Source organism: Photobacterium sp. SKA34 (assembly GCF_000153325.1).
Taxonomy (GTDB): domain Bacteria; phylum Pseudomonadota; class Gammaproteobacteria; order Enterobacterales; family Vibrionaceae; genus Photobacterium.
On sequence record NZ_CH724141.1, the window covers coordinates 1,152,470 to 1,174,269 of the forward strand.

Annotated in this window: 21 protein-coding genes and 2 pseudogenes; 11 read left to right on the forward strand and 12 right to left on the reverse strand. The window is 35.0% G+C overall.

Features of this window, described 5'->3' with window-relative positions:
* Nucleotides 1-3: 3 nt before the first annotated feature.
* Nucleotides 4-726: a YebC/PmpR family DNA-binding transcriptional regulator gene (locus SKA34_RS06565; RefSeq protein ID WP_006644708.1), complete on the reverse strand. Its 723-nt coding sequence runs from the start codon at nucleotides 724-726 to the stop codon at nucleotides 4-6.
* Nucleotides 727-1,092: 366 nt separating this feature from the next.
* Here SKA34_RS06565 and SKA34_RS06570 point away from each other — a divergent pair, with 366 nt between their 5' ends.
* From SKA34_RS06570 to SKA34_RS06580, 3 genes are all read left to right on the forward strand, one after another.
* Nucleotides 1,093-1,875 (forward strand): IclR family transcriptional regulator, encoded by a 783-nt coding sequence (locus SKA34_RS06570; RefSeq protein ID WP_006644709.1) that lies wholly within the window; start codon nucleotides 1,093-1,095, stop codon nucleotides 1,873-1,875.
* 34 nt (nucleotides 1,876-1,909) lie between these two features.
* Nucleotides 1,910-2,950, forward strand: a complete 1,041-nt coding sequence (locus SKA34_RS06575) for an arginase family protein (RefSeq protein ID WP_006644710.1) — start codon at nucleotides 1,910-1,912, stop codon at nucleotides 2,948-2,950.
* Nucleotides 2,951-3,022: 72 nt separating this feature from the next.
* Entirely contained in the window at nucleotides 3,023-3,451 is a 429-nt protein-coding gene (locus SKA34_RS06580; protein ID WP_006644711.1) for a hypothetical protein, read from the forward strand.
* Nucleotides 3,452-3,713: 262 nt separating this feature from the next.
* On the opposite strand, the gene SKA34_RS06585 is transcribed toward SKA34_RS06580, so the two are convergent.
* The gene (locus tag SKA34_RS06585; protein WP_006644712.1) at nucleotides 3,714-4,748 is read right to left on the reverse strand and encodes a PotD/PotF family extracellular solute-binding protein; all 1,035 of its coding nucleotides are present in this window, start codon (nucleotides 4,746-4,748) and stop codon (nucleotides 3,714-3,716) included.
* Nucleotides 4,749-4,938: 190 nt separating this feature from the next.
* On the opposite strand from SKA34_RS06585, the gene SKA34_RS06590 reads away from it, so the two are divergent.
* On the forward strand, nucleotides 4,939-6,213 hold the full coding sequence (locus SKA34_RS06590) for an FAD-binding oxidoreductase (protein WP_006644713.1): 1,275 nt from the start codon (nucleotides 4,939-4,941) through the stop codon (nucleotides 6,211-6,213).
* Nucleotides 6,214-6,334: 121 nt separating this feature from the next.
* Nucleotides 6,335-6,682: a RidA family protein gene (locus tag SKA34_RS06595; RefSeq protein WP_006644714.1), complete on the forward strand. Its 348-nt coding sequence runs from the start codon at nucleotides 6,335-6,337 to the stop codon at nucleotides 6,680-6,682.
* A gap of 100 nt (nucleotides 6,683-6,782) precedes the next feature.
* Here SKA34_RS06595 and SKA34_RS06600 read toward each other — a convergent pair whose 3' ends face one another.
* Both SKA34_RS06600 and deoD read right to left on the reverse strand, forming a co-directional pair.
* The gene (locus SKA34_RS06600) at nucleotides 6,783-8,273 is read right to left on the reverse strand and encodes a hypothetical protein (protein ID WP_006644715.1); all 1,491 of its coding nucleotides are present in this window, start codon (nucleotides 8,271-8,273) and stop codon (nucleotides 6,783-6,785) included.
* Between the two features lie 300 nt (nucleotides 8,274-8,573).
* Nucleotides 8,574-9,284 (reverse strand): purine-nucleoside phosphorylase, encoded by a 711-nt coding sequence (gene deoD, locus SKA34_RS06605; protein WP_006644716.1) that lies wholly within the window; start codon nucleotides 9,282-9,284, stop codon nucleotides 8,574-8,576.
* 295 nt (nucleotides 9,285-9,579) lie between these two features.
* On the opposite strand from deoD, the gene SKA34_RS06610 reads away from it, so the two are divergent.
* Nucleotides 9,580-9,786 carry a DUF3283 family protein gene (locus SKA34_RS06610; RefSeq protein ID WP_006644717.1) on the forward strand — a complete coding sequence of 69 codons (207 nt, stop codon included), beginning with the start codon at nucleotides 9,580-9,582 and terminating at the stop codon, nucleotides 9,784-9,786.
* A 95-nt stretch (nucleotides 9,787-9,881) separates the two neighbouring features.
* Here the strand turns inward: SKA34_RS06610 and SKA34_RS23145 are convergent.
* The 7 genes and pseudogenes from SKA34_RS23145 to SKA34_RS06635 form a co-directional block, all read right to left on the reverse strand.
* A pseudogene (locus SKA34_RS23145) lies at nucleotides 9,882-9,992 on the reverse strand (IS5/IS1182 family transposase); the annotation flags it as partial.
* A 14-nt stretch (nucleotides 9,993-10,006) separates the two neighbouring features.
* A pseudogene (locus SKA34_RS23885) lies at nucleotides 10,007-10,166 on the reverse strand (IS5/IS1182 family transposase); the annotation flags it as partial.
* A 247-nt stretch (nucleotides 10,167-10,413) separates the two neighbouring features.
* Nucleotides 10,414-11,553, reverse strand: coding sequence for a hypothetical protein (locus tag SKA34_RS06615; protein ID WP_039859782.1), 1,140 nt, complete (start codon nucleotides 11,551-11,553; stop codon nucleotides 10,414-10,416).
* Nucleotides 11,554-11,566: 13 nt separating this feature from the next.
* The gene (locus SKA34_RS06620) at nucleotides 11,567-12,136 is read right to left on the reverse strand and encodes a fimbrial protein (RefSeq protein WP_006644719.1); all 570 of its coding nucleotides are present in this window, start codon (nucleotides 12,134-12,136) and stop codon (nucleotides 11,567-11,569) included.
* On the reverse strand, nucleotides 12,123-14,555 hold the full coding sequence (locus SKA34_RS06625) for a fimbria/pilus outer membrane usher protein (protein ID WP_006644720.1): 2,433 nt from the start codon (nucleotides 14,553-14,555) through the stop codon (nucleotides 12,123-12,125). Before SKA34_RS06625 ends, SKA34_RS06620 begins: the two co-directional genes overlap by 14 nt.
* Before the next feature lie 23 nt (nucleotides 14,556-14,578).
* Entirely contained in the window at nucleotides 14,579-15,262 is a 684-nt protein-coding gene (locus tag SKA34_RS06630) for a molecular chaperone (RefSeq protein WP_006644721.1), read from the reverse strand.
* 59 nt (nucleotides 15,263-15,321) lie between these two features.
* Nucleotides 15,322-15,936 carry a fimbrial protein gene (locus tag SKA34_RS06635; protein WP_198138471.1) on the reverse strand — a complete coding sequence of 205 codons (615 nt, stop codon included), beginning with the start codon at nucleotides 15,934-15,936 and terminating at the stop codon, nucleotides 15,322-15,324.
* Nucleotides 15,937-16,587: 651 nt separating this feature from the next.
* Here SKA34_RS06635 and SKA34_RS06640 point away from each other — a divergent pair.
* From SKA34_RS06640 to SKA34_RS06660, 5 genes are all read left to right on the forward strand, one after another.
* Nucleotides 16,588-17,631 (forward strand): glycosyltransferase family 4 protein, encoded by a 1,044-nt coding sequence (locus tag SKA34_RS06640; protein WP_006644723.1) that lies wholly within the window; start codon nucleotides 16,588-16,590, stop codon nucleotides 17,629-17,631.
* Between the two features lie 33 nt (nucleotides 17,632-17,664).
* Nucleotides 17,665-18,351 carry an acyltransferase gene (locus tag SKA34_RS06645; RefSeq protein WP_006644724.1) on the forward strand — a complete coding sequence of 229 codons (687 nt, stop codon included), beginning with the start codon at nucleotides 17,665-17,667 and terminating at the stop codon, nucleotides 18,349-18,351.
* Between the two features lie 5 nt (nucleotides 18,352-18,356).
* The gene (locus SKA34_RS06650) at nucleotides 18,357-19,622 is read left to right on the forward strand and encodes a glycosyltransferase (RefSeq protein ID WP_006644725.1); all 1,266 of its coding nucleotides are present in this window, start codon (nucleotides 18,357-18,359) and stop codon (nucleotides 19,620-19,622) included.
* Entirely contained in the window at nucleotides 19,582-20,469 is an 888-nt protein-coding gene (locus SKA34_RS06655) for a phytanoyl-CoA dioxygenase family protein (protein ID WP_006644726.1), read from the forward strand. The genes SKA34_RS06650 and SKA34_RS06655 overlap by 41 nt, the downstream gene beginning before the upstream one ends.
* Before the next feature lie 484 nt (nucleotides 20,470-20,953).
* Nucleotides 20,954-21,301, forward strand: a complete 348-nt coding sequence (locus SKA34_RS06660; protein ID WP_039859786.1) for a hypothetical protein — start codon at nucleotides 20,954-20,956, stop codon at nucleotides 21,299-21,301.
* Nucleotides 21,302-21,403: 102 nt separating this feature from the next.
* Here SKA34_RS06660 and SKA34_RS06665 read toward each other — a convergent pair whose 3' ends face one another.
* Nucleotides 21,404-21,643 (reverse strand): hypothetical protein, encoded by a 240-nt coding sequence (locus SKA34_RS06665; RefSeq protein WP_006644728.1) that lies wholly within the window; start codon nucleotides 21,641-21,643, stop codon nucleotides 21,404-21,406.
* Nucleotides 21,644-21,800: the final 157 nt, after the last annotated feature.

Consider the following 21,800-nt stretch of genomic DNA (forward strand, 5'->3'; position numbering starts at 1 on the left):
ATATTAGTCAGCCATTTCAGCGTTGTGGTAAACGTTTTGTACGTCATCACAATCATTCAATGCATCAAGGAATTTCTCGAACATAGCGATGTCGTCGCCAGCCAATTCAGTCATTGTCTGTGGAACGAAAGAAATTTCTTCAACATCTAATGTTACTTCTGGCATTGTAGCCGCAATAGCATTTTTGATTTTGAAGAATTCTGTGTGAGGAGCGTAAACAGTGATCACGCCATCTTCACATGTGATGTCAGTAACATCAGCATCTTCCATCATTAGATTCTCAAGAACTGCTTCTTCATCAGTGCCTTTGAATTCAAATACTGCTTGGTGTTCAAACATGTGGCCAACAGTACCTGGGCTACCAATCTTTGCATTGTTTTTAACGAATGCTTGGCGAACGTCCATGAAAGTACGGTTGTTGTTGTCAGTTAGGCAGTCAACAATAACCATGCAGTTGCCAGGACCAAAACCTTCGTAACGTGCTGTTGAGTAATCTTCACCGCCGCCACCTTTAGCCTTATCAATTGCTTTTTCGATAACGTGGCTTGGCACCTGATCTTTCTTCGCTTTTTCAATAAGACGGCGAAGTGCTAGGTTAGCATCTGGATCAGGGCTACCGTTCTTAGCACAAACGTAGATCTCTTTACCGTACTTTGAGTAAACTTTGATCTTAGCGCCTTGGGTTTTTGCCATAGACAATTTGCGTACTTCGAACTTTCTTCCCATGAGGAATCACTCTCTTTTACTATGTGTGACGGTCAATTTTGCAAGGATTTTACCAGTAACCCTCCTATTATTACTAGCGTGATCTGCTATTTAGCATAGAAAACCGCCTTTTTTCTCACTTGATTGAAGGTGAGGATCTCGGAAAAGTTACATCTTTTTTATTACTGTGATAATGCGTTGATTTTTAATTAACAAATTGAAACGCTATGTAAATATTTATTAGACAGATAAATCCCATAGGGTAAGAAAGTTTCTTGATAATAATTCAGTAAATATAAAGTGTTTAATATTAGGTTTCTTATATTGCGGTAATTTATTGATGATTATTTTGTATAATTCTCAGTCTGTAAGAATTTAATTTGCAGTATGGTTTTTTATTGGTTAAAAGTAATTATCATACAAAAACAAGAAGCCAACACCGTGACAAACTCACTCAGTGCTAATGAAAAGCTGTTGCAAGTATTAACTCACATTGCAGCTTCACCTTTCCCTCTGCAAGCCCTGCAATTAAGTGTCGAAATGAATATGCCTATTAGTAGTTTATACCGCTACTTAGCATTACTAAGGGATTGGAATTTAATCGAAGAGAATCACGGTCATAATACGTACAGTGCCGGGCCTGCGGCATTGCAATTACAACGTAATTTTCAGATTAATTCACCATTACCAGATGATGTTCGACCTATATTAAAACGCTTGCAGCAACAAACTGGCGAGATGTCGGCATACATGGTGCCTGTTGGGTTTAATGCTTTGTGTGTCGATAGCATTGATAGCCTATATGCTTTGCGTTGTAGCTATGAAAAAGGGCAGAGCCAGCCTCTTATCCGCGGTGCTTCAGCAAAAGTGATTTTGGCGTATTTACCCCTTTCTCGCCAATTACGTATTTTGAATCATTATGAGATCGCTGAGAAAGAGCAATTAGACACATGGTTAACAGAGCTTGATCTTATTAAACAAGATGGTTTTGCTATTAGTACGTCTGAAATTGACGAAGGTGTCTCTGGTGTCAGTGCGCCTGTTTTTATTGGTAATAAAGTGGCAGGTGCAGTGAGTGTTATGGCACCTACTGAACGTATCAATAGCTGTAAAAATAAAATTGTCATGTGTGTTTTACAGGCCGCTCGTGTATTACCTCCACAACATTAAATTACAACGTTTTTGATCAAAGGAAGATAAACGTATGTTTGTAGATCATTTAAAAAAATTATTTAAAACTGATGATGTTAAACCTCGTATTACACATCGTTCACATACGTTAATTTCTCCTTATATTGATCAACAAGAACAAGGGATTGTTTTACTTGGTGTTATTTCTGATCTCAGTATTGGCTGGAATCGAGGTCGACAAGGAGCGAAAGAAGGACCTGCAAGTATTCGTCGTATTCTTCCCAATACACATTCGCATTCAAAACTGCCCTTTTATGATGCTGGCGATATAGAACTGGTTGATGACGATACAAACTTCTCAACATTAAGTGATAAGCAAGCGCAAGTTGTAAATGGTTTACTCCATTCTGGGCATTTCCCTATAATGTTAGGGGGCGGTCATGAAATTTCTATTGCAAGTTATCAAGCGTTATCAGATTTTGCCGATGATAAAGCAAAAATACATACCGAATGGCAAGTAGCTAAATCGATACCTAATAATGTTGTTGCTTTATCGGTGACGCAAGAAGATCCAACGATGAGTTATCAGCCTTGTAAATCGCGTGTTGGGATCATCAATTTTGATGCACATTTTGAGTTGCGACCAACCTTGTCTGTTCGTTCAGGTTCGGCTTTTCATTCTGCATTATGTTATAGCAAAGAGCATCACCGAGATTTTCATTACCTTGGTTTAGGTATATGCGATCGTGCTAATTCACAAGCGATGTTTAAATTAGCTGAAAATCTGGGCTGTGAATGGTTGCTTGATAGCCAAATAACGTCACGAAATAAAAAAGCAGTACAAGCCAAAATTGATAAATATATCGATAGTGTCGATGTTATACAGTTAAGTATTGGACTAGATGTATTTTCCGCATCCATTGCGCCAGGTGTGAATATGACCCAAATGCAGGGGGTTGGTTTACCCATGGTGGAATGGGCAATTAAACATATTATGGCGAGTGGGAAAGTAAAGTTAGTTGATATCGCTGAGCTCAATCCTGAATATGATTATGCTAATCAAACCGCGAAATTAGCGGCGAAGTTGATTCAACTTATATCTCGATGCTTATAATATAATAAGCCACCTTATATAACTGATGATGGCTTTTCTTATTAATGATGTACCTCAACCATTAAACTTATCGTGATAACTCATTACTATACTATTAATGTTATCTCAGCAGACTCAATTGCAACTTATAGTCAGAATGGTGCTTATGTTGCACCAATCGGACAAGCAATAGATTCAGTACTTCAATCTCAAGTTACTGATTTAGTTAGAGATGGTGCGTATAACATGGTTGTTTATTCGCAAGTGAAATTAGCGGATGCTAGATATAGTTATGATGTATGGTCAGCAATAGCTAAATTGTCAGATTCTATGGCGAACTATTGTTCTATTGGTGATACCTTAATTGCTAGCGAAGATATTTATCACAATGCTGTTGTGTCATGTACCGAACCTAATTTAGTTTCTGCATTAGTATTTCATGAATCATACTTGAACGATAAGTCACTGAATATTGGCGGTGTGGATTATAGTTTTATTAAAAATCAAATTGCAGTTGATTAGGTCAAGAGTACTCTTGGCATATTAATGATATGGGAGCTCTTCAACTCGAATCAATAACTGATAGTAAGAGAAAGATTATAACGTTAACTGATATTTATGTATCAATAAACTCTAGTGGTGAGGATGTTGTTTCTTTCTATTCTAAGGAGCTGATAATTAATGATTTGGTGAACTTAATTATTTTGTAACAAGTACTGGAATAGAATTTAATTAATATCATCTGAAGTAAAAGAGCAACACCTCGTGTTGCTCTTTTTTATTTTTAGCTCTTCAGCAATTGCCAGTATTTTTCGTAAATATTGACTGCATCGCCAACATCATTAGTAAACTCACCCTTATTTACTTCCTCATCTGTTGGGAAGATCATTGGATCGTTTTGTAATTCTTTAGGTAAGAATGACTTTGCTTGCTTATTTGGCGCAGGGAAACCTAGCTCTTCAACTAATTTTGCTTGGTTTTCCTGACGCATAAAGAAATCAATAAACTTAAAGGCTAAATCTTTATTTACACTGCCTTCTGGTACAATAAAGTTATCCATCCACAGAATTGAACCTTCTTTTGGATAAACAAATTTTAGCTCTGGCATTTCTTGCTTGGCTAAATAAGCATTACCGTTCCATTGCATACCTAGCATTGCTTCACCTGTTACGTATGGTACGTGTGGTGCGTCTGAGTTATAGACAATAACGTTAGGACGTAAGTCGCGCAGGTTCTCGTAAGCTTGTTTTATTTCTGCTTCGTTGGTGCTGTTAATGCTATGGCCCTGTGCTTTTAATGCCATACCAAATACATCACGAACATCGTCTAATAGCATGACTTGGCGTTGGAAATCAGTATTCCATAAATCATTCCAGCCCGTTACCTGATCGTTTTTAATACTATCTGAGTTATAAGAGATCCCTGTCACACCCCAAACATACGGAAGTGAGTAATCGTTTTTAGGATCAAATTGTTGGCCTAACAAACCAGGATAAACATCTTTTAAGTGATGCATTTTGGTTTTGTCTATTTTGGCTAACATGCCTTCACGTGCCATTTTTTCAATAAAATAGGTTGAAGCAAAAACCACATCATAACCTTTGTTATTCAGAAGTTTTAATTTGGTATACATCGCTTCGTTATTATCGAAAGTCGAATAGTTGACGGTGACATTGTATTCTTTCTCAAATGCTTGAATTACATCTGTTGGCATATATTCAGCCCAGTTGTAAATGTTAAGCACAGCATCATTTGCCGAAACATTAAATGCTGAAAGTGCGAATGTTAGTGTTGTCACCCCTTTAAAAACTTTTTTCATTTCTATTTCCCTAAATGACCAGGTAAGTCAGTGAGTAGCGGATAATAGAGTTAACATTAAGCATGTCAAAGCTAATTAGTGTGATATATGAACATTATCACAGTAATAAATTCCTTGTTGTTACATTAATAGCGTGACATTATCCGCGCGATTTTTTCTCTGTTCTTATTTATAGGCAATTGGAATGTCCATGCGTAGTCAATATATTAATAGTTATTACCAAGCAACAATTAATGCATTACCTGAGCAAGCAGAACTCGAACAACAAATAGAAGCTGACGTGTGTATTATTGGTGGCGGTATGACAGGTTTGAATGCTGCCATCGAATTACGTCAGAAAGGTTTTTCGGTTGTCGTTCTTGAATCTAAACGTTTAGCATGGGGGGGCTCTGGCCGAAATGGTGGGCAGTGTCTCGTCGGTTACTGTTTGGGGCTACGTGAAGTCGATGAGACCTATGGCCCTGAATGGGGAAAACAATTATGGGATCTCTCGTGTGAAGCGGTTGATATTGCACGCGAGCGTATTGAAACATTCAATATCGACTGTGATTTTCAACAAGGCTATATTGAACTTGCATTGAAAAAGAGCCAAGAAGAAGAATTAAAATCTTGGTATGACTTAAAGCAGACTTGTTATGATTACCCAACTGCAAGCTGGTGGGAAAAAGAACAAATTCAGCAAATAGCGCATACCGATCGCTATCTTGGTGGTTTGTTTGATTCAAACAGTGCACACATGCACCCATTGAATTACACCTTAGGTTTAGCCAGTGCTGCAATGTCATTAGGTGCATCGGTATTTGAAAATACCCCAGCGACTAAAATTGAAAAAGGTAATCCACATATTATTCATACACCTAAAGGTCGCGTAAAAGCGAAACAAGTGCTATTGGCATGTAATGCCTATTTAGACGGATTAAACCGTAAAGCACAAAGTGTCGTTTTGCCGGTTGCTTCTTATATTGCAGTAACCGAGCAATTAGGTGATCGTCAGCCCATAGCAAATATGATGGCAATGTCAGATTTAAATAACAGTCTTGATTATTATCGTCCGACTCCTGATGGTCGTATTTTATTTGGCGGTGTAAACCATCCATTTAATGGTGAATACAGTGATTCAGCGGAGCGCCTAAGCCAACGTATGATCACGGTATTCCCACAGTTAAAAGATGTGAAAATGAAATACCACTGGGGCGGCTTATTTGCGGTCACTCGTTCTTACATGCCTCAAATTGATCACTTGGGGAATGATATTTATGTTGCTCATGGATACACTGGACATGGCGTTGGTTTAACCAATATTGCTGGTAAAGTCATAGCAGAAGCAATGTCTGGCACTGCAGAACGTTTTGATGTGTTTGCTAAGATCAAGCATGGCTGGATACCAACACCAGAAGTGCTACGTAAACCTGCATTAGCAATGGCGATTTGGAAAGCGAGAATTGAAGATTCGTTAGGAAAATAGCTGAAATTTACGGTGTAAATTACAATTAGTGCAAATAATTTTATTTTCTTACCGAACTATGACGACTTTTCTGCAAAAAAAGTTACAATAAGGTATTACTTTCTAGTGAACAGGAAATACCATGATTGAACGTTTGGAAACAGGTGCTCGAATGAGCCGTATTGTAAAACATAACGGAACTATTTATCTATGTGGTCAAGTTTGTGCTGATGCAACAAAAAGTATTACAGAGCAAACACAGACAATGCTGGATAAAGTTGAAGCGTTATTACTACAAGCGGGAAGTGATAAAGAGCATATGCTTTCTGCAACGATTTATATTAAAGATATGAGTATGTTCGCAGAGATGAATGCAGTGTGGGATAGCTGGGTTCCTGAAGGTCATGCACCTGCACGTGCTTGTGTAGAAGCAAGTATGGCACGTGATGCTTTGTTGGTTGAAATCTCAGTTGTTGCAGCTGAAAAATAAGATTATATAAAGATAAGGCGTTTTAGATTATAAACGTTCTAATCAGGCTCAATAAAATGGCATCACTGATGGCAATATTGAGCCTTTTTTATCTCTGTTGTTAGCTCAACAACTGTTCTAATGTTATAGGTGAAGAGGCAAGACCTAATCGTTGCGCAGGCGTTAATCTGTATTTATCTTGGCGACAAAGGTTATGCCAAGCGCGGTAAATATCAAGCAGAGGTAATAATCCTGCTGGTCGAAGTTTACGTCTTGGTTCGTTGATCAGTTGGCTAAATTGGTCTTGAAAACGGTTTTGATAAGATGAAATAGCACGATACGTTGCATGCTCTAGCCATTGCTTATCTTTCGATGTTTCTCCACCAAGGTGGCAGATCCCTTTACTGGCGTTATCTAAATGTGTGAAAGCCCATCGATCTTGCCACCAACCTAGTAGCACAATATCGACATTGTCTGGTTTATCGCCGTGTAGCCATTGCTCACCTTCCAGAACATAAATAGGATCAATTCGTTTATTTTTAATATGGTCAATAAAAACCGAAATACAGGCAGAACGAAGCAGTGTTTCTTGGGGCATGAAAACCGCAAGATAGTCACTATGCTGGAACATTTGCTTTAAATATAGGTAGTGGCTATATACGGTGTATTGAGGGTGGATCAATGTTCCTTTCGTTGGGTAATTAATGATCCTGCCATCAGTTAATGGATTCTCCATATTGGAGCGACTAAAAATTTTCCGATACGTTGTATCTACTTGCGCTAATATTCCTTGCGGGATAAATGTTTCTTTCAGCGTTTGATGAGGTGACGAAAGGGCCATGTAGCGAGCGGTATCTTGATAAGCATCATGGTGCTCTTGTGTTGATTCAACAGTTTCTTGTTGGTAATTAATATGCTGAGTAACGACATACCCTGACTGCGCTTCTGCACTAGCAACCCATAGTACACCGTTCATACTTTTCTCTTGCAACGCTTTGATATTGGAAGCAAGTTCTACTTTATGTTGGTGTTTAAATAAGCGTTCATCAAACAAAGCAAGTTGGCGACGACACCTTGCTGCGATGTGGTTTAATTGATCATAAAATGTCTTTGGATTTATCTCTAAGCGACGACAAATATCTCGCACTGGATAACCAGTAAATAATAACCCTAAGAGTTTTTGTTGTATGAGATGCTTATTATTGGTACCAGACCAACGATCGACAAATGTTTGGTCGCATGCTTTACAACGATAGCGCTGCCTGTCACCACTAAAGCCAAATGCGTGATATAAATGTCTGTGTGTTAGTGCTGAAAAATCTTTATTCTCACAGGCGTTATTTGTACATCTAGGAAGATCGCCGCTTTGTTGAGTTTGGTAACGTAGGGCTTCTTCTACAACATCTTGGTTATTCAATAAAGGAGGAAAAGCACCACACTCAAGGCATACCAGTGTTGGACGATTTTTGTTTGTATGTTGTAGCACATAGTCATTTGGATTATGTGAACAAAAGTTCTTACAAATCAATGTTTTACAGTGATTAAACTGATGGCCATTGAAAGCTAAAGGTAACTGCTCAATGTGGTTTGCTGTTGTAAGAAATGTCGACATAATCAAACCTTATTTTTGAGGGATCTTAACAATGATTATAAATATATTATCAAGGTTGTTACTAAGCACAGGAGTGGGATTTGTGAGAAGGGGCTGAGTAAATAGTACTCAGCACTGTCAGAGAACAAAACGTTTCAATAATATGTTACCTATGATTGTGTAAGACGCCACATTTTACATTATCGAGCTGGTTTCTATTAATTGAAGGTATTGATTAAACTAACATCCCTTTAGTTTTTATTTATGTATAGAAATAAGCGGTCAACACCTCGGGGAAAATGTCTCCCGCTTATGGGGTATTTATAAAGAAATTGCTGTTTCTAGTGCGATATTCATCATTTCATTAAATGATTTTTGACGATCTTCTGCACTGAGCTTTTCACCACGTTTGATATGATCAGAAACCGTTAGAATAGTCAGTGCTTTTGCACCTAACTCGGCAGCAACGCCGTAAATACCTGCCGCCTCCATATCTACGCCAAGGATACCTAGCTTTTCCATTTTATCGAAAAGATCGCTTTCTGGACTGTAGAATAAGTCAGCAGAAAAAACATTACCGACACGAACCGGTACTTTCTGCGCCCGTGCTTGATTTACCGCAGTTTCTAATAATTGATAATCCGCAATTGCTGCAAAATCATGATTTGAGAAGCGAATACGGTTTACTTTTGAATCTGTTGAGGCTCCCATACCGATGATCACATCCATCAGTTTTACATCATCATGGACAGCGCCACAGCTACCGATACGGATAATATTTTTAACACCAAAGTCTTTAATTAATTCGTGAACATAAATAGAGCATGAGGGAATACCCATACCATGCCCCATAACCGAAATACGTTGACCTTTATAAGTGCCGGTGTAGCCATACATACTACGTACGTCACAAACACGCTTAACATTATCTAGGTAAGTTTCAGCAATAAACTGAGCACGTAGAGGATCACCTGGCATTAGAACTGTTTCTGCAAAATCACCAAGCTCTGCGTTAATATGTGGGGTGGCCATATATTGCTCCTAGATTTTAATAATTAACAAAGGTTATTGTTGTGTTTTAATGGAAACAGTTTATGTAAGCGGGATGATTATTCTCGCGATCAATATCACATAATTTAGGCTGTTTTAGATAAAATAGTCAGTTGTTTACTAATTATGTTGAAAAAGAGAGGTTGAGCTTCTTTTTTTGATGGCTAAATACTCAAATTTTGTCGCAAGAAAACCCCAATGATTATGGTGTATGGCTATTTTGATCATTTATCTTTTTAGGTAAAATAAAACAATAAAATTAGAGCGAGCATAATTCATGTATAACCTTACGTTACTGTCTGATGGTGAAAGAACACGTATTGAATTAGATAAGCAGGCAGCTTATACCGTATGGAAAGTAAAAAACGGTAAGGTTGGTTACGAAGCAATTGCTGAACTTATTAACAATATTACCGATGATGATGAGCGAGATTTCTGTGATAAATCAGTAACCAAATATAAACATCAAATGGGTGTTAATTAACTTAGTTGTATGATCTGTATCTGTATAAGCGACCATTGGAAGGCTTTGTTACGTAATTTAAATAAGAGATCAAACCGCTTAAAGAAGATTGTTTTTTATACAAAGCATGGAGTTTCAGGTATACCAAGTCCTGTAAGCTTTTCAAGTTCTTTAATCATGGAGTAGGTTTCACCAATCTGAGCGTTGTAGTTTCTGAAGCTGAGTTTTTTCAGCTAGCAATGGCTCGATGGTTTATAAAGGTGTGATAAGGACAAACAAGTGGGATGTTAGCCAGCTTGAATACTGAAATTATTAAACTTTGTAACGCTATCAATGATATAGAAACCACAAATTACCATCAGTGCTGTTGTCATGGTTAAGACGTTGAATCGACAAGGTCTCGTCATAAGGTTATGATGATGATTAATTGATGTAGCCGATCAGATAGTAACTTCGTTATTTAGTTCCAACGAATTGCGGAACAAACCCTACTGAATAGGTAATCGTTAGCTTGATATAAGTTAATTTAGAAATAAAAAATCATTAAATAATAGCTCGAAAATAAATATAACTACTTTTATACTTTAATTAAGTATAAAGTAGTTATATATAAATATTTACACTATACAAACCACGATGGAAAAAATATTACAAGTATTTAAATTTCCATAAGACTAAAGATTCAACTTTCCCTTCACTAAGTTCCTTACCGTTCTTATTTCCTAGTAAACGTACATTGAAATCTACCCAGTCACCATTACGATCATGATGAAAATTCCAACCGGGCGTCATCCAATTACCAGGATGAAAATTATTATAAAATAACTCCAAATTAGTATATCTCAAAGCAAAAAAAATATTTTTTGCAGCAGCGTCTCCGACTATACGATTTTGTATAAGAATATATTTGTCGTTACCGACATTAATAATATCTTCAACGTCAAAAAAAAGCCCTAATGTTAATCGACCAGGTATATCTGTTGAGCACTTGTAGCCGAATCCTATGCTAGATAATCTTGTATTTGTGTCTAAAGGATTTTCATTTATTGTTTGTAATGGAATATTTCCCAAATCAATGACATTTTGACTCAAAGCTACTGCACAAATACCACTATTATATTTTATAGCGGTTGGTGCTCTAATTTTAATTTTATAAAAGATAATACTTCCATTAGATGTTTTTAAAGAAAGAATAATGTCATCGATATTGGCAGTACTAGGTACTATATAATTACCCTCACTATTTTTGCGAGGAGTACGTATAAACTCAGCTGTAATTATTATTTTTCTTTTATTATTAAGACCTGAATTTGAAAAATTAGGAATAATTGTTGAAGCCTTTTCAAGAGCTACTTTTTCATTATTACCACTTTGAATATAAATTCGAACACCAATATCGATGTTGGAAGTTTGCCAAACATTATCTTGAGTTCCAAATTGCTTAGGTGCTTGGCTGGTTTTAATACCGCTGTCTATTGTTAATATCGCATCAGAAGTTCTGTCACATTTATATACAACTTGAGTCGGATCATTTTGTGAAAATGTAGAGATTGATCTAGCTAATGGAACCCACTTCTGCTCCCTTACTCCTGTTGTTGTATGATTTACTCTTGTTCTTTGCTCATAAATGTCATTGTTCCAATCTTCGCCCCATGTAGAACTTAAAGTAATTGCTGAAAGGGCAGTTGTTTTTACATTACTAACATTATTACCTTCAGTATATACGCATTCTGCTTGTGAAGCAGTGGTAAATAAAGCAAGTAATAAATATAATCTTATAAATTTCATAATAATCCTGTTATCAATCATAAGAAAATACAAAATGAACTAAAGTTTCATAACGACCACTAAATAGTTTTTCGTCGGGGTTGTAAATTACTGGTCGAGCCCTTAAATAAGCAGTCGCGGATTTTTTATTAAAATCTTTTTTAATATGGAAACTACCATTATTAGTAACTGACCTCCAGTTTCCATTATTTTCTGGTTTATATTCTATTTGAATCGCAACATTCTCTGCTATTCCGGAACCACTATTATTTATATTAGTCGCAAACTTATAGCTGTTCTTGATTAGATCATCCGTCAATACATCAATATGAATATACTCAACACTTCGAGAACAACCTCCCAATCTAAGTTTAAATGATTCCCATTCAACATTATTATTTAATAGATCTATAATAGTAACATCAGGAAAGGTTACTGTCTGATAATGAGAACCAGTATCCAATTTTAAATTACAAGATGCCGCAGTTATGTTTGCTTTTAATATAACTGGGTAAATTTCTATTCGCTCAGTTGCTACCGAGAAAAAACTTACCTGTAGAGAAAAAATAAAAAATGGAAAATAAACTAATTTAATTTTTTTCATTACATTTCGCCTCTAAACTATAAAAACCAGAACTATTTTGAGATAAATCATCTAAATCGTAAGGGATTTTACAATCCATATTTTTATTTTCTATCAACCAACTTAGTGTTAGATAACCCTTTTTTGAATGCATTCCGGATAGTACCGCTAAATTATCATCACCGATTAAGTTATTAATATTATGTTCAAATTTATCATAACTATGATTATGAATAGTGGTTCCGAATGGAATGATAGCATCATTCTCAGTGAGTATTTTTAATATCATTTTATGACCAATTATTGATTTAAACTCAATTTTAGTTAAAGCGCCTGCTGTTGGAACAACAGAAGCTCTAGTAATATCAAACTCAACATTATTAGGAATACTATATGTGTTTACTTGAAATTCATTTTCATAATATTCAGAAATATTAGGAATTAATGCATAACCAAAATAATCAGTTTTAACTTTATTATTAATTTCTATATTACTACTTCCGTGAGTATCAATTAATGCAGCGGTACCATTATGAATACTTTTACCCAAAGTAATCCCACTACTATGAATTGCAATACTTCCATTCAGCCCATAGGTCAATTGGTGATACGTGTCAGATTCACTTATGCCTGCATTCATTGAGCCAAGACTATGATCATAATTAACATTCAAAGATGAACTATCATGATTTCCTTTAATTAAACTTTCTGTTGCTGATAAACTAAAATTATTATTGTAGTAACCAATATTTATATTGCTTGAATTGGTTTTTTCATTTATATTCTCATAGTGAGAAATTGATGAACTGATGTTTTTATATAATGGTATTGATAAATTTAAGCCAATAAGATTATCATCACCATATTCTGATTTAACATTAGAATAATATATTGATGTTGATACACCCCAAAAGCTATTATTATAATTTATATATGTATTAAGCGTTCCATCATTATTTTTTATTGTTGAATTCTTTAATATAGATAAGGATAATGTTCCAAAACTTGAAAACCCTTTATTAACACTTACTCCAACAGTGTAATCATAGTCATTTTCCCAAAAGTTACTATTATACTGACGAATATAATCAGTTGGTGATTTATAGTTTGAATCAAATTTATCATAATAAATATTAAATCTTAAGTTATGTTTACTGAATTCTTTACTATAATCAACATCAAAATTATATGAATCTTTGTTGTCTTTTTTCTCTGTATATCTAATTTTTTGATTTTTTAAAGTTAAATTACCTAAATTACCAAAGTTAAAACCTAAACCAACTGATAAAGCTTGATATTTATCGAATAATGTCGTGTTAGTTAAAAGTGTTGTATAATTGGGGAGTCCATAACTAAAACTTGCTTGAACGATATATGGTTTATATTTTACTTCTTTTTCTCTATACTTTCCGATATTAAAAGAATATTTATGCACCCCCTCAGCCAAAAATGATGAAGAAATTGAATATGGAACAGTAAAGGTTTGCTTACTTCCATTATTTTCTGTAATAACAACGGTTAAATCATCACTATTCGAGAGAGGTTGTACATCTTCAAGTATGAAAGGTCCAGCAGAGACGGACTTCTCATAAATTAATGAATCATTTTGATACACCGAAACAACAGCATTGCTTTTTGCAACCCCTTTTATGTTTGGAGATTGCCTGAATGATGTTCCATCTTCCATATAATTATGATTAATTAAGTTTATTCCTGTTAGTGGAATACTACTGTTATGATTAGCTGAAGATGAATAAATCTGACCTGCTTTAAAGTAACTTTTTAGTGCTATTATATCTCTAAATAAATATAAATCATTGGATTTCCACTTATCTAAATTATTATATGTAATATTATTAATTATTCGCCATGGGCCTAAAGTTATTTTATTATCTAATGATAAAAAACTACTATCAGAATCGTTATTACCCTTTTTATCATAATATTTAGATTCTGAATAATAATAAGTGCTTATTAGAGATGGAATCCCATTATCCCACATAGCTGTGTTATATTTTGATTTATCAATGTATATACCTGGTAGGTATATATTTAATTTATGTTTTGATAGATTAAAGTTATAGCTTGCATAAGGGATTTTACCTATATCGACGCATTGCCCTTCCAATGTAAATGGAAGATCTTTTGTTTTGACTCTCATATTTGCTAGTAATTTATCAGACAGACATGGGAGTAGCTTTTTATTACGATCTATATTAATAAATTCAACACTAATTTCACTAGTACGCTTATCGTTTAAATAAATATTAACAGGGTAGGTACCAGCGACACCACCCTGTACTAGATATGCATTGAGATCATCTTCACTAATAAGACCAGAAAGTATACTTAAATCAAGGCTTTCATTTTCATGACCATAACTAGAGGACATTAAAGCGATAGATATTGATAATAAGGAAATATCCTTTTTATTAATCATTTTAAGTCCCTTTATCAATTTACCTAAATATTATAATCTATTCGATTGATTCCACCAAAGTCATTAATAATTCCTATGTCTATCGTATTTTTAGCACTTGGCTTTAACTTCATTGATAACTTGAATTCTTTATTGTTTAGCGGCGGTATTATATGATTTGGCAACTTTTCCACATTGAAAAATTTACCATTTAACTTAATATTACTAAAATTTATATAGTATGGTGTTGGGTTATTAATGGAAATACCATTTAATGTTTTCGTTATTTTTATTTTCTTTCCTACAATATTAAAGTTAGGATCTGAAATTCCTTCAGGTCTATAAATTAACTTCACTTGTGTCGCTATTGCCATCACAAGTTTACTGTGGCCATCTTTCTTGACTTTTGGTATGGCGGTTATTGTAGTGTAAGTAATTGATTCTTTATCTTTGGGTAAATCACCAAAAGCACGCGATATTCTTAATGTGATTTTATCATTATGATCAAGACTTGAAATTGGTGGTGTAATAATAAAAGCATTTTTATTATTTAATTTTTCTACTTTTCCTTTTACAAAATACTTATCGGTTTCTGAATCATTAGAAATAGATAAATTTGCACTTTTACTTGCACCATGAAATATCACTCGAGTTTGATCTAATCGAACTGATGAATGTGCAGGAAGACAAATCAATAGGCTACCAGCTGCTAGTAGTAATTTTTTCATTTTGTTCTCTTATATACTAGGCCAGTAAAAATACTGACCTAAATAATATCCATTATTAATTAGTGGTAACTAATATCTACTGCTGCGGAACCAGTATATTTACCTGGTGCAATATCGGTATCAGAAGTAGAATCTTGGATTACTGCCCAATGAGCTGTAAAGTGGGCATCAATTTTACCGTTGCCGTCAGCTAGTAAATTAGTATCTGTACTAGTATCACCAATTTCAATTGAATCGTTGAGTTTTATGACCTCACCAAATTTTGGTGAAATCTGAATTCCAATATAGTCACTTGAGCTAGTTGAACCATCTTTGAATACTTTAAGAGTATCCATATTGTCATTGCTACCGTCTATATTACTAAATTTAACATAGACTTTTTGATTGTTTGTTAATTTTGCTGCTGTAGGACACTCTTCAAATGTAATAGTAAAGTCTGTTGCTCCCCAGTAATGACCTTTTGTTACTGAACCATTTGAATCTCGTGGTGGTACCGCTGATGTTCCCATGTCAACCAATTGATTAGTACTACCAGAGCCAATATTAATTTTACAACCTTGTTCTAGTAATTGACCTGTAAATTGGACGGTACCTGTACCTAAATTGACTAATTCAGTTTTACTTGCAAGAGCTTGTAGATCGGCAAATGCAGCTGTACTACATACAGTACCCATAGCTAACATGCTAAAAAGAAGTGATGTTTTAAATTTATGCATACTTATATTCCTTATAAGTGATTCAAAAAATATTTATTTAACTTAGTAATATTTATCTTTGATTATGTTTTACTTTTATTTTGATGGATTATTATTTATTTAAATTGTTAATAAATATATTTAATAACTGCAATTTTTTAACTAAAAAAAGTCATTGTTTTTTATAAATTGTATTTTTTTCTATCATATTCTATCTTTAATGGTTACTTCCTCATTTATTTAACTGAAGGGATAGTATTGTTATTTGGTGGAAAAGTATTATTATTTTGTGAGTTTGATGTTTGTTTTTTTACATCTATTTTCGGTGAGAATCACATTTTTATCAAACGGGGGGATAGGCTATGGCGGTTTTAATTAAATAATAATGGGACAGTTATTTTGTGGTTGCACGAGTAATATAATTGAATACAAGCTTTTTATTTTAAATAATCATTGAGTGAAAATAAAATGGGCATAAATTAACTTAGTTGTATTATTTGGTTCTGTATAATCGACTACCTGGAAAGATAGTCGCTATGTTTAGGGTTTTAGAATATTCTCTTTTTTAAGAATAGAATAATATATTCTCAGATATGCTTTAAAGACTACCTTTTTATCGTGAGAGAAAAGATGAAAAATATAGTCTTAATTTGTGATATTGACATAAAAAAAGGTAGTAGTTTTTTTGATTTTTTAATTCAGCTACCACATCCTAATAAACATTTTATTTTATTAGCACGATCTATTTCAGATGATGCTTATTCTGCTTTAAAATCAAAAAAATATACCTACTCCTCTTTTGCTAATTCCGCCCAATTGTTTGCTTTACTGCTACGTTATCACCCTCATCTTATCCATTTCCATTTTTATGGTATTGGACATATTTATACATTCATTGCACGCGTTTTTTGTTCGAAAATTGTGCTTACAATGCATAATTCACCCCCGAAACACGTTGAGATAACAGGATGGCGTCGTTGGAAACAATTGGCTCTAGGTATTCCAATTACTCGCCTCTGTGCTATTTCTCCTTTTATTCAGCGATGGTTAGAAGCGTTTATGCCATCTAAAAAAATATTGCTGATTAATAATGGTATAAATTTATCGCGATTTAACTATAAAAAATTACCGCCAATTACGAATAAATTACGTTGTTTCTATATCGGAAGTTTAAGTGCAGAAAAAGGAATCCACTACTTATTAGATCTGTTTTCTCAACCAGAGTTAACAATAATTTCGCAATTAGATATTTATGGGGATGGGGAGCTGTCTGAGCTGGTGAAGCTCACAGCATATCGAGAGCAGTCGATTAATTACCATGGACGTTCATCACAAATTGAGCAGGATTTACAACAAGCACATATTGTATTGATGCCATCTTGTTGGCAGGAAGCTTTCGGATATGTTGCTGTTGAAGCAATGGCTGTTGGGCGACCTGTTATCGCTGAACCGACTGGTGGGCTTGCTGAGATATTTACCGATAAACAACAGGGTTGGTATGTGTGTTTTGAGCAAATAGATCAGGTACAAAAATTGCTAATGTTTCTTTATAGCCAAAATAAGTTACTTGAACGTGTCGGCTTAGCTGCGAGAAAAAAGGTAGAGCAAAAATATGATATCACAATGCAAATCGCGCAAACTCACGAATTGTATTCATCTTTGATTAAACAATAAAACGCTTTAAATAAGCCGTAAAGGTGGTGATTAATGTTAATAACGGATCGAATTCGTGCTTATATCAAACAAAGAAACACGCCATTAAGCCGATTGTTATATCGACTCGCAAAGTGGTTCGTTAATGGTCAACTACCTGATTTAGCATGGATATATCGACCTATTTATATTGTTTATCGATTAGCACGTTTTATCTTGCAGCGCTTGTTGAACATTTTTTTCTACCTTCCTATGTTACAGGCGCGGTTAGAACACTACAGCCCTGGATTGAGTTTAGAAAATGGCTTTCCTTTAATCCAAGGACCGATAAAAATTTATATTGGCAATAATACGTGTTTAAACGGAGCACTGAGTATTCACGGTCATCCTGATAGTGGGTGTTGCGAAATAAGAATGGGTGAGAATTGCTATATTGGTTGGCAGACTGGTATTTCAGTAGGAAAGAAAGTACTTATTGGCGATAACGTTATGATCGCAGGAAGAACGAGCATTAATGCTCACAGCGGTCATAGTCCAAGTTTAGACCGGTATAAGCCACCAGAAATGGCAGATTTAGTGATTGAAGATGATGTATGGATTTGTACTGGCGTCAATATTGTAAAGCCTGTCACTATTGGACGTGGATCTGTTGTTGCATCTGGATGTGTTGTCACTAAAGATGTGCCGCCAAATGTATTGTTTGCGGGTAATCCAGGCAAAGTCATTAGGGCGTTAAGGTGAAATGAATGAATATATTTTATTTTAGTTATTTTTCCCCACCGCTATTAAATGTTGGTGCAAACAGAAGTCGAAGATTTAGCGAGGCTCTAACGCGTTTAGGGCATCGCGTAGTGGTGTTTCGTGAAGCACGAGATCACCGATTTGCTAATGTTGATAATAAAAATAAGTTAGAACTTCTCGCAGATATTGTCCCTGTATCTTCATGGAATATTGATTGGAGTTGGAAATGGCCAACAATTATTCATAAGCAATGCTATCGCTTAAGGCATTGGCGTTCACCAGAAAGAGATGGAGATATTGCTAAAAAGTATTGGTTAATTGATTTACATTGGGGCTGGATTTTCCCTGCTCTTTATAAAGCATGGCAGAAAAGTAAAGTGATTAAACCCGATGTGATTGTTGTTTCTTGTCCTCCTTTTAGTAGCGCTTTAATTGGTATGCTACTTTCAAAATGGCTTAATGTTCCTTTGGTATTAGATTTTCGTGATGCGTGGTCGCAAGCAAGTTACTTTTTCGATGAAAGTGACGCTAAATATGAACAAAAAATAATGTCGCAAGCGAGTGCTTTGATGGTAACGTCGATAGCTGATTATCATACTTATCAATCGTTATACCCCCAACATTGTGTTCGCTATATCCCTAATAGTTATGATCAAGTCCTTGATCATGTTTCCGATAATCATAATGTGTTGACCCTTGGTTATTGCGGGACATGGGATGGTTTTAGGCGAAGCGCAAAAGGTCTACTTAAGCAATTGGCTCTGTGTGACCTTCCAATTCGCCTTATCAACATAGGCGATGTTCAAGATGAAATGATGCAGTTAATACGCGATTATAAATTAACAGGTAAGGTTGAAATGATAAGTGCTCAACCGAAAGAAAAATTACACGATATTTTATCGCAATGTGATGTGTTATTTATTCAAAAGGGTAAACCTGACAAAGGTAAATCTGATACCCATTTAGCGACTAAAGCAATAGATTATGTGGCAAGTGGCAAGCCAATTTTAGCTGAATTACCTGATGGTGAAACATTAGATTTTTTAAGGCGACACGCCACACAACTTTATGAAGTTTCAATAGATGAACCATTTATCTATTCGCAGAAACTAAAACAGTTGCATCAGTTGTTTGAATTCAAGCAGTTAGTCGTAAAGACACCTTCTTCTGATTTTTACTACCAGTATGGTCGTGAGAAATTAACGTCTGATTTTATCCAGGTATTAACGGATGTCACAACTTCTAGATTTACTGAACGAGTTAAAACGTAACGGCGTTGTTGTACTGCCCGAATGTATAACAAATGAAGAGTTACTAAAAATGCAACAGAGCTTTCAATCTCAATTGGAACGCCCTACTTTTAACTCATGGACAGGATATGCGCAAACGGATAGAAAGCGATTAATAGTGGATCAATTATTAACTTTAAATCGCTGTTTTTGTCAACTGCCCTTAATGCCATTAATTAATAACCTTATTGTTGAATATTTAGGAAAAGATATCTGTTTGCAAGAAGCGAAAGGATGGCAAAGTCTCCCATTTAAAGACAATTTTCACCCATTACATCGTGATGAATGGTATTGCACTGAATATTATCAATCTAAGTCTATTCCAAGATCATTGAAATTAGGCTGTTATCTTGATGATGTAGAGTCAGGAGCATTTGCGTTTGTTGCAGGTTCTCATCGGCATCACTATCAGGGGCAAGTGGGGGAGTTGTACCATCAACAAACTGAAGATTATGAATTAACGAAGGTAATTGGTAGAGCTGGAACGATCTTTTTGTTTGATCCTGAGTGTTTACATCAACAAAGTTATCCAAATCTAACTGCAAGAAATGCGCTATTTTATCATTTTTTTTCTCCTTCTGTCGTGTTGTCTACAAATTTCACAAAGTGGGGGCGCTTTCAACGTTTGTTGATAGAATCCAGTTTTTTGTCGGGGCTAAATCATCAGCAATTGGCTTTTCTCGGCAGCTCTCGGCAACCTTGTGATGATATATCGGATATACAGCATTTTTTGAGTTTAACTAAGCCGTTAAATATGGCTATACGCTCTTTGAACGAAGCGCACTACTTGATCGAAAAAATCAAAGCGAAGATTTTTCGCATGCGATAGTTAATGGTGGTGTGTCATCTCTTCCAACTTGTTTTATCGCTCGCCATTCCATCAGGCACAAATATAGCGGGTTCGACATTTACATTAACGGCCATTTTCCAACATGTTTAAACTGAAGTGTTAAGGAAATGATTTACCTGGTTCAGGCGTTTGCTGCAATCGTGGTTGATGAAAAATACTATTTAGCAATTAATGATTATTGATAATTTCTGTATCAATCTATTCTGTCTGGTTACAGGGAAGAAAAAAGGTATAGCTATAGTATCTCAAGTATGAATGGATATTGTCGAATAGTAATAAATTCAATCATATAAATTTTACAGTTAATCGTTATTAAATAATGCATTAATTACATAAAATATCGTATGTGACGATATAATACCTGATAGTAAATTAAAGTTACGTCAATATTTATCGAGTGGGTATGCTTATTGGATAGTTATTTAGTATCATTATCGTAGAAATTGATTTAATGGTGAACAACGTGAAAACAACAGATTTTTCGGCAGTCGATGATGATAATGATGAAGTTATGCTTTCAATGCGTGCAGAGCAGCGACCTCAATCTACAAAAAAGTCGTCGTTAACTGCAAAATCATTGAGTAAAGCAGATGTAGCAACTCGATCTAAACGTTTAACGGATTGTCCTGCTTGTGAAGGTATTGTGTCTCGTCGTGCACATTTTTGTCCTCACTGTGGTGAGCCTGATCCTTCTCGTCATATGCAGCGCTCTCAATGGTTATCACGCATAGTATGGACTGCAATCATCGCTGCTGGTTGCTGGTACGCCTATGTCGAATTAATGCCATGGGTTATTCAACGTATGAACTGATTTTAGTTTAGTTATAAAAACCGACGATGAATAAGTCATTGTCGGTTTTTTTAGTTGTTATATAAGCTTGTCTGTTAATTATTAATTCTGAATTAATATATCTCATTTATTATTTTGCATACCACGAGTTTGGTTCATTGTACGAGAACCTGCGCTACCATAGGTATTAATGTCATATCGATTTGGTGAGTAACCAATACGTGAACGATAACGGCGATCAAGCTCTGATAAATTAATACCGTAGTTTTGACTTAATTGTTGAATAATAACATTGATCTCTTTTTGAGAACTCTTTTGATTACGTAAATAGTAGTATAAGTTTTCAGCACGTTGTTGGTTCATCATAACCTCTCATAATGGCTATATAGGGATATTTAGTGGTGGTGCGAAACACCTGCTAAATTAATTACAGCAACACCTACTGTAATAATTGCCATCCCAATACATACTTTAATATCGATGTGTTGTTTATAAATAACACACTCCAATCTAATTCATA

Bases quoted from the DNA above. Each gene is read 5' to 3' on its own strand.
- SKA34_RS06565 (WP_006644708.1), bottom strand. From the start codon at position 726: ATGGGAAGAAAGTTCGAAGTACGCAAATTGTCTATGGCAAAAACCCAA.
- SKA34_RS06570 (WP_006644709.1), top strand. From the start codon at position 1,093: ATGGTTTTTTATTGGTTAAAAGTAATTATCATACAAAAACAAGAAGCC.
- SKA34_RS06575 (WP_006644710.1), top strand. From the start codon at position 1,910: ATGTTTGTAGATCATTTAAAAAAATTATTTAAAACTGATGATGTTAAA.
- SKA34_RS06585 (WP_006644712.1), bottom strand. From the start codon at position 4,748: ATGAAAAAAGTTTTTAAAGGGGTGACAACACTAACATTCGCACTTTCA.
- SKA34_RS06590 (WP_006644713.1), top strand. From the start codon at position 4,939: ATGCGTAGTCAATATATTAATAGTTATTACCAAGCAACAATTAATGCA.
- SKA34_RS06595 (WP_006644714.1), top strand. From the start codon at position 6,335: ATGATTGAACGTTTGGAAACAGGTGCTCGAATGAGCCGTATTGTAAAA.
- SKA34_RS06600 (WP_006644715.1), bottom strand. From the start codon at position 8,273: ATGTCGACATTTCTTACAACAGCAAACCACATTGAGCAGTTACCTTTA.
- deoD (WP_006644716.1), bottom strand. From the start codon at position 9,284: ATGGCCACCCCACATATTAACGCAGAGCTTGGTGATTTTGCAGAAACA.
- SKA34_RS06610 (WP_006644717.1), top strand. From the start codon at position 9,580: ATGTATAACCTTACGTTACTGTCTGATGGTGAAAGAACACGTATTGAA.
- SKA34_RS06615 (WP_039859782.1), bottom strand. From the start codon at position 11,553: ATGAAATTTATAAGATTATATTTATTACTTGCTTTATTTACCACTGCT.
- SKA34_RS06620 (WP_006644719.1), bottom strand. From the start codon at position 12,136: ATGAAAAAAATTAAATTAGTTTATTTTCCATTTTTTATTTTTTCTCTA.
- SKA34_RS06625 (WP_006644720.1), bottom strand. From the start codon at position 14,555: ATGATTAATAAAAAGGATATTTCCTTATTATCAATATCTATCGCTTTA.
- SKA34_RS06630 (WP_006644721.1), bottom strand. From the start codon at position 15,262: ATGAAAAAATTACTACTAGCAGCTGGTAGCCTATTGATTTGTCTTCCT.
- SKA34_RS06635 (WP_198138471.1), bottom strand. From the start codon at position 15,936: ATGGGTACTGTATGTAGTACAGCTGCATTTGCCGATCTACAAGCTCTT.
- SKA34_RS06640 (WP_006644723.1), top strand. From the start codon at position 16,588: ATGAAAAATATAGTCTTAATTTGTGATATTGACATAAAAAAAGGTAGT.
- SKA34_RS06645 (WP_006644724.1), top strand. From the start codon at position 17,665: ATGTTAATAACGGATCGAATTCGTGCTTATATCAAACAAAGAAACACG.
- SKA34_RS06650 (WP_006644725.1), top strand. From the start codon at position 18,357: ATGAATATATTTTATTTTAGTTATTTTTCCCCACCGCTATTAAATGTT.
- SKA34_RS06655 (WP_006644726.1), top strand. From the start codon at position 19,582: ATGTCACAACTTCTAGATTTACTGAACGAGTTAAAACGTAACGGCGTT.
- SKA34_RS06665 (WP_006644728.1), bottom strand. From the start codon at position 21,643: ATGAACCAACAACGTGCTGAAAACTTATACTACTATTTACGTAATCAA.